This window comes from Candidatus Aquarickettsia rohweri (genome assembly GCF_003953955.1).
Lineage (GTDB): Bacteria > Pseudomonadota > Alphaproteobacteria > Rickettsiales > Midichloriaceae > Aquirickettsia > Aquirickettsia rohweri.
In genome coordinates, this window is the sequence record NZ_RXFM01000070.1 from 1 (window position 1) to 7,450 (window position 7,450).

At 27.7% G+C, this 7,450-nt stretch carries 9 protein-coding genes; 8 read left to right on the plus strand and 1 reads right to left on the minus strand.

Annotated features, from left to right (window positions below; translation table 11 throughout):
- The 8 genes from EIC27_RS05020 to EIC27_RS05055 all read left to right on the plus strand — a co-directional run.
- On the plus strand, window positions 1-561 hold a 561-nt coding region (locus EIC27_RS05020; protein ID WP_162298342.1), incomplete at its 5' end, for an ATP-binding cassette domain-containing protein.
- A gap of 15 nt (window positions 562-576) precedes the next feature.
- Window positions 577-2,241 carry an HlyD family type I secretion periplasmic adaptor subunit gene (locus EIC27_RS05025; RefSeq protein WP_126045018.1) on the plus strand — a complete coding sequence of 555 codons (1,665 nt, stop codon included), beginning with the start codon at window positions 577-579 and terminating at the stop codon, window positions 2,239-2,241.
- Window positions 2,242-2,378: 137 nt separating this feature from the next.
- Window positions 2,379-3,632: a histidine--tRNA ligase gene (gene hisS, locus EIC27_RS05030; protein ID WP_126045019.1), complete on the plus strand. Its 1,254-nt coding sequence runs from the start codon at window positions 2,379-2,381 to the stop codon at window positions 3,630-3,632.
- 3 nt (window positions 3,633-3,635) lie between these two features.
- Window positions 3,636-4,451 carry a division plane positioning ATPase MipZ gene (locus tag EIC27_RS05035; RefSeq protein ID WP_126045020.1) on the plus strand — a complete coding sequence of 272 codons (816 nt, stop codon included), beginning with the start codon at window positions 3,636-3,638 and terminating at the stop codon, window positions 4,449-4,451.
- Between the two features lie 36 nt (window positions 4,452-4,487).
- A complete protein-coding gene (locus tag EIC27_RS07920; protein WP_126045021.1) occupies window positions 4,488-5,228 on the plus strand; it encodes an EAL domain-containing protein in 741 nt (246 codons plus the stop codon).
- 14 nt (window positions 5,229-5,242) lie between these two features.
- Window positions 5,243-5,674, plus strand: a complete 432-nt coding sequence (locus tag EIC27_RS07925) for an EAL domain-containing protein (RefSeq protein ID WP_276310336.1) — start codon at window positions 5,243-5,245, stop codon at window positions 5,672-5,674.
- 135 nt (window positions 5,675-5,809) lie between these two features.
- A complete protein-coding gene (gene pal, locus EIC27_RS05050; RefSeq protein ID WP_126045023.1) occupies window positions 5,810-6,283 on the plus strand; it encodes a peptidoglycan-associated lipoprotein Pal in 474 nt (157 codons plus the stop codon).
- Window positions 6,284-6,343: 60 nt separating this feature from the next.
- Window positions 6,344-7,078 (plus strand): pseudouridine synthase, encoded by a 735-nt coding sequence (locus EIC27_RS05055; RefSeq protein ID WP_126045024.1) that lies wholly within the window; start codon window positions 6,344-6,346, stop codon window positions 7,076-7,078.
- Window positions 7,079-7,174: 96 nt separating this feature from the next.
- Here the strand turns inward: EIC27_RS05055 and EIC27_RS05060 are convergent.
- Window positions 7,175-7,450, minus strand: a 276-nt coding sequence (locus EIC27_RS05060) for a transposase domain-containing protein (RefSeq protein WP_153183752.1), incomplete at its 5' end; no start/stop codon positions are given.

The following is a 7,450-nucleotide window of genomic DNA, read 5'->3' on the forward strand; positions in this document are numbered from 1 at the left end:
ATTGGGACAGTGAGGATTGATGGTGCAAGTTTGAAAGATTGGAAAAAAGAAGAACTTGGCCCACATGTTGGTTATTTGCCACAAGATGTTGAATTGTTTTCAGGTACTGTTAAAGAAAACATAGCAAGAATGCATAGTGATACTCATTATGAAGATGTTGTAGTAGCTGCACAACTTGCTGGAGTGCATGATATGATATTACAATTGCCACAGGGTTATGATTCAAGCGTTGGTCTTGATGGATCTATGTTATCTGGTGGTCAAAAGCAGAGAATAGGCCTAGCTAGAACTTTTTATGGTGAACCAAAATTTATTGTATTAGATGAACCAAATGCTAGTTTAGATACACAAGGTGAAGAAGCACTGATGACTGCAATTTCTGTAGCTAAGGAAAAAGAAATAACAACAATCATCATATCACATAAAACTTCAATACTTAGTATAGTTGATAAAATATTAGTTATGAAAGACGGAATGGTTGGATCATTTGGCCCTAAAAAAGAAGTATTAGCTAAATTAAAAGAAGCTCAATCAATTACTCAAGCTGGTATTGGGGCATAATTTAAGGAGATTAACATGGTTAAAAAGAATAAAGAAGAAACAAAAATTATACAGCAAGAAGATATAGAAGTTATTTCTGATGACAATACAGCAAAAAAGCAATCAAAAGCTAAGGATGATGTGGCTTTTAAAGATGGTGAAGAAAAGAAAACTATATCTGTAAAAGATGAATTTGAAGAAAATTTAGTTGAAAAATATAAAGATTATAAAATATTAGATATAAAATCTTTTAAAAAATTTTTAATGGAGACTAAAGATTTTTTATTTGGAATAACATTAGAAAAATCTAATTATGTAGAAAATAATGAAAAAGAAATATCAAAGCAAATTAAATTTCCAATAAAATTTGGCTTAATTGCAGTTGCTATTACCTTAGGATTTTTTGGAGTATGGAGTGGATTTGCTCCACTTGACAGTGCATCCATTGCAGAAGGATATGTGGTTTTAAGTGACCATAGAAAGCAAATTTTTCATGAAAGTGGTGGGGTTATAGAGAAAATTTTAATAAAGGATGGAGATGAAGTTCAAAAAGGTCAGCCATTAATTATTCTTAACGAAGCCAGAACAAAATCTGATTTAGAAAGAATATTATGGCAACTAAGGTATGCTATTATTGTTGATGAAAGGCTGTCTAAAAGTTTAAAGCTTATTTCAGATTATCAAATTAATAAAGATACAAAAGACTTTACAAATATACAAGTAAATTTTGATAACAAATACCTTGAAAAATCAGATTCTAAGATTTTAGAATTAGTTAATACACAAAAAAATTCATTTAATTCATATAAACTTTTTATTGAAAATAGTATAAAAACTCATGATACACAAATAAAGCAAACTGAATCAGAGATAAAGTCAGTTGAGGAAAGAATAAATGCCTATAAAGAAAATGTTAATACTATTGAAAAAGAATATTCTAGGAAGAAAAATTTGCATGAGAAAAAATTAGAGACTTCAGCAAGTTTATCACAAACTAAAGTAGAACTTCAAAGATATAAAGGACAAGTTTTAGAAGATGAGGCGAAAATCTCATCATTACAGCATAGAATATCTGAAGTTCATAGTAAGCAATCTAATTTTCTTGATGAGCAAAATGTAAGGTTATCTGATGAATATAGAAAAAATCATACAGAATTGCTTACACTCGAAGCCCAATATATTCAAGCCAAAGATGCACACGAAAGAACCACAATTACTGCCCCTAATGCTGGCGTGATTACAGGGTTAAATGTGCATACTATAGGCTCTGCTATACGTCAAAATGATAAGCCTTTGGTAGAAATTATACCTCAAGATGATAATCAAGTAATAGAAGCTTTCATACCTTCTGGTGAAATAGATAGTATAACTGTAGGAAGTATTGCTAGAATACAATTGAATGCCTATAAGGCTCGTCTTGTTCCTAGAATTGAAGGAAAAGTGATTTATATTTCAGCTGATAAATTTGATAAAGAGATGCCTGGCATGGTAGCACCTGGAGTACCAAAATACACACCTGCTGGTTATTATAAGGCTAAAATTGAAATAACTCCTGAGGAATTAGATAAAATAAATATGGATGTTAAGTTATTTCCTGGCATGCCAGTAACAGTGTTTATTGTTAAAGGATCCAGAAGTTTTGCGGAATATTTATATTCACCTATTAAGGATAGCTTCCATAGAGCTTTCAAAGAGCTATAGTACCTTTTTTTGAAATTCTTATTTATGATAGAGGTATTGGTATGATTAAAAATAAGTAATTTAGCAAAAACATGACTTTTGCACTTTTTTAAGATATAGGGTAATACTAAAAATCATATTGATGATATCAAATTAACATGAAATTACAAAGAATTAGAGGGACAGCAGATTTATATGATAAAGATATAGATCGATTTAATCATGTAGTTAGTTATGCAAAACAATTTGCAGAGCTATATTGTTTTGATGAAATTGCGACTCCTATAATGGAGAATAGTGAGGTTTTTCATAGGACTCTCGGAGAAACATCAGACATAGTTAATAAGGAAACATACCATTTTTTAGATCGTGATAAAACTAATATTACCTTAAGGCCAGAGTTTACTGCAGCTATAGTTAGATCTATTATATCAAATGGAATGCTTCAATCTTTGCCATTACGTTTATTTAGCTATGGCCCATTATTCAGGCATGAAAGACCTCAAAAATGTAGATTAAGACAATTTCATCAAATAAATTTTGAGTATATTGGTTCAAATAGTTTGAAAGTTGATGTTGAGTTAATAAATCTTGCTTATGATATACTAAATTCTTTAAAAATTCTTGATAAAATTAAATTAAAAATTAATACCTTGGGTAATTTTGATTGCAGAAATAAATATAAAGAAGCCTTAAAAAGCTATCTATTGAAATATAGAAATGATTTATCTGATATTAGTTTAATAAGATTAGAAAAAAATCCACTTCGAATTTTAGATACAAAAAATGAAAAGGAGAGAATGCTACTTGATGATGCTCCAAATTTATATAATTTTATAGATAATAATTCAAAATCTACCTTCGAAAAAATAATGCTAAATTTGCAAGACTTGGATATTGAATTTGAACATGAGAAAAGATTAGTGAGAGGTATGGATTATTACTCTGGTTTTGTATTTGAATTTATGACTGAAGATTTAGGAAGCCAAGGAACTGTAATTGCAGGAGGCAGATATGATTCTTTAATATCTACAATGGGAGGCAAAGAAACTCCTGCTTCAGGTTTTGCTGGTGGAATCGAGAGATTGATGGAATTATTATCTATATCATCAAACGAATTACAAGATAAAAAACCGCTTTACTTAATACCTATTGGAGAATTTGCAGAGAGTAAAAGTTTAAAAATTTCAGATGATTTTAGAAGTGAGAATATTATAACTTTAGTTGATTATGAAATTTCATTAAAAAAGAGAATGCAAAAAGCTAATAAATTAAATGTAGATTTTGCGATTATCTATGGTGATAATGAGTTGCAAAATAAAACATTTATATTGAAAAATTTGAATTCTGGCGTTGAAGAAGCAATGAATAAAGAACAGCTTTTAAATTATATAAAGAAGAGTATAAAATAATATATGACACATATAATTGTTTTTGGAAATGAGAAAGGTGGCTCTGGTAAAACAACTACCGCAATGCATTTAATTATTTCGTTATTAAACTTAGGCTATAAAGTAGCCACATTAGATATAGATTTAAGACAGGCATCTTTAACAAGATATATAGAAAATAGGAAAAGAACTCTTGATTCTCAAGGTATCAAATTAAGTTTACCTATACATTTTAAACTTAATAAGAGTGTTAATAATTTGCAAACAGTTGAATTTACATCTGATGATATTGGCGATTTTAATAATTTAATAGATAAATTAATTAACAAATTTGATTTTATAATAATTGATACGCCAGGAAATGATAATCTCTTAAATAGACATGCACATTATATTGCAAATACTATAGTAACACCAATTAATGATAGTTTTATTGATGTTGATTTATTAGGTAAAATAGATCCAACTAATTATAGCAAAGCTATACCAGGCATTTATAGTGCTATGGTATGGGAGCAAAAAAAATTAAAAGCACTTAAGAAAAAAATGGAAATAGATTGGGTTGTTGTTAGAAATAGACTTTCCTCTACAAATGTTAAAAATAAACAAAATGTAGGAGAAGCAATTACTTATCTTGGCAAAAAATTAGGATTCAATGTGTCGCCTGGATTAGGAGATAGAGTTGTGTTTAAAGAATTATTTCTTAATGGTCTAACATTATTAGATGCAAAAAATTGTAAGCATTTAATTAAACTAAATACTTCTGTAATATCTGCAAGACAAGAGTTGAGGGAATTTTTATATTCATTAAATCTTGATGCAATTAATAAAAAAATATAGAATATTTAATGTAAATACATAATCTGAATAGTATTGGTGAATGTTTCTAATAGGACATTAAATAAAGTTGATATTTTTTGCAAATTAAATGATAAATGTGCATTTTATGTAGGTATTATATCAATTGAAAATCTTTGTATTATAGAACAGAATAATGGCTCAGAAATTTGCAATGTTATAGATCGTGTAATAAGTAAAGCATTCAAATTTCATGCTAAAGGTGAGTATTTTTTAGAAAAAATTAGTTATAACTCATTCATTTTTGTTATTATTGATGAAAATTTGAAGTTAACTATAAATGTTATAGAAAATATCATAACCTTTATAAATAAAAGAGATAACTTTTTAAAAATGCAAAATGTGTTTTTTTTGACCAGGGTAGGATTAGCAGAACACACAAATTCAAAAGATATAAGTATTACACATAGCCAAGCTCAAACTGCATTATTTGAGTGTAGTAGTGAAAAAAAAATATACAGTTTTTATAGAACATCACTTAATACAATTCAAAAACATATTAACAATACTGACTTAATAGCTAATTACTTAGAAGCATATGAAAATAGAAAGCTAGAATTTGATTTTCAGCCTATTGTGGACAGTAAAACTAGAAAATATCTATTTTATGAATGTCTTTTGCGGTTAGTAGACGAAAAGGGATTAAGATTATCTGGATCTTCATATATTCAAGCTGCTGAGCAATATGGCTTAGTCAGTTTTATTGATCAGTTTACATTAACTAGTGTTTTGAAATTATTAGAGGAGGATAAAATTTAATTCTTCACATTAATATATCTGGTGCAACTATTACTGATTATGATTGGATGGAACTGGCTCAGCAATTATTTTACAAAAAAGATTTTCATCACCGACTAGTAGTTGAAATTACTGAAACATCTGTAATAAAAAATTTAAAAGCTGCAAATTTTTTCATTGATATGCTAAGAAAACTTGGATGTAAAATTTCTATAGATGATTTTGGTTCAGGATATAGTTCTTTCGCTCAACTTAAAAATATGAAGGTTGATAGTATTAAAATAGGAGAAGATTATATAAAAGATTTGCCAGATAATAGAGATAATGTAATATTTATAGAAACGCTTATTAAGCTAGCCAAAAATCAAAATTTAGAGATTATTGCTGAACATGTGGAAAACGAAAAAGCTGCAAGATATTTAGCTGACATAGGTGTTGAATACTTGCAAGGTTATTTATTTTCATAAACAAAATTTACTACCTATAAAAAAATTTTATAAATAAAAATGTCATTAATTATAATCTAAATATATTTGACCAAGCATATAAAACATATTAGAGTGTTACAGAGAGTATAAATAATATAAAGACAAGGAGACCTAATGAAAAAAATATTACTAACTATTTGCAGTATGGCCCTACTTACAGGAGTTGGTTGTAAAAACAAATCACATCAATCAGCAAGTGATGTAAATAGCAGTACTTTAGATTCAATACCAAATTCCACTTTTGAAGAACTAGACAAAAAAGTAGGTGATAAAGTATTTTTTGCATATGATAATTCAGAATTATCAGATAGTGCAAAAACTATTCTTGATAGACAAGTTGAGTTTATGAAAGAAAAATCTCATCTAAAATTTGTTATTGAAGGTTTTTGTGATAAAAGAGGTACTGTTGAGTATAATTTAGCACTTGGTGAAAGACGTGCAAATAGTGTTAAGAAATACTTAGTAAATCATGGCATTAATCCAGATAGACTAATTGTAATAAGTTTTGGTAAAGAAAGACCAGCAGTAATAGGTGATACTGAAGAAGCTTACAGACAAAATAGAAGAGCTGTTACTGTTATTAGATAACTTTTTTATAATTTTTATAAACTTGAATATATGTAAATATATTCAAGTTTTTTTATTAAAATGTCGCAAATTAGGATTACTAAAGCGCTTTCTCATTATGGTATTTGCTCTAGAAGGGATGCTGAATTATTAATTGCAAAAAATAGAGTAAAAGTAAACAATCACGTATTAGACTCACCTATATATTTTGTAAATGATGAAGATGTTATACATGTAGATGATGTTATTGTATCTAAGCCTTCAAAAATACTCTTATGGAAATATTTTAAACCAAAAAGAGTGATCACAAGTCATAAAGATAACTTCGGTAGAACAACATTATTTGAAATTCTGCCAAAAAATATTGGAAGAATTATTTCAGTTGGTAGATTAGATTATAATACTGAAGGATTAATTTTATTAACTAACAACGGTGACTTAGCAAGAAAATTAGAATTACCAGCAACTAAATTAAAAAGAATTTATTTATGCAAAGCATATGGAATCATGCCAAAAAATATGATTCAAGAGTTATTATTAGGCATAAAAATAGATAATATTCAATATGGCCCTATTTTTGTTGAGGTTTATAAAAAACAAAATTCTAACACTTGGTATAGAATTAAATTATATGAAGGAAAGAATAATGAAATTAGAAAAGTTTTTGCACACTTCAATTCACAGGTTAACAGGCTAATAAGAACTGATTATGGTAATTTTTCATCAAAAAATATGATAGCTAAAAGCCTCATAGAGATTGAATATAAAGAATTTGCTAAATTGTATAAACAAGAAACAGAGTTACAAAAGAATTAGATAATCAAAAAGTAAACGCTAAAATATCCCCATCTTGACAAGTATTATCCGCCTTTCTTTGGGTTTCTTAAGTTTTTTGATAATTCTAAAAAAAATTTAATTTGATGATATTTTTTTATCAATATTATATGGAAGTAAATTTACTAACTCTTTTGGATCAGAATAATCATGAATATGATTCAGCAAATATTTTAAATAATCATAAGGATTAATCTTATTTACTTTGCAAGTTTCAATAATACTATAAATATTTGCACTAGCTTTAGCACCCTTAGTTGTTGCACAGAACATCCAATTTTTTCTGCCAACTGCAAATGGTTTTATACTACGCTCCGAATCATTATTATCAATACGCAGTCTTCCATCTAAAAG

Excerpts from the sequence above, each read along its gene's own strand:
- EIC27_RS05025 (WP_126045018.1), top strand. The coding sequence starts at position 577 with ATGGTTAAAAAGAATAAAGAAGAAACAAAAATTATACAGCAAGAAGAT.
- hisS (WP_126045019.1), top strand. The coding sequence starts at position 2,379 with ATGAAATTACAAAGAATTAGAGGGACAGCAGATTTATATGATAAAGAT.
- EIC27_RS05035 (WP_126045020.1), top strand. The coding sequence starts at position 3,636 with ATGACACATATAATTGTTTTTGGAAATGAGAAAGGTGGCTCTGGTAAA.
- pal (WP_126045023.1), top strand. The coding sequence starts at position 5,810 with ATGAAAAAAATATTACTAACTATTTGCAGTATGGCCCTACTTACAGGA.
- EIC27_RS05055 (WP_126045024.1), top strand. The coding sequence starts at position 6,344 with ATGTCGCAAATTAGGATTACTAAAGCGCTTTCTCATTATGGTATTTGC.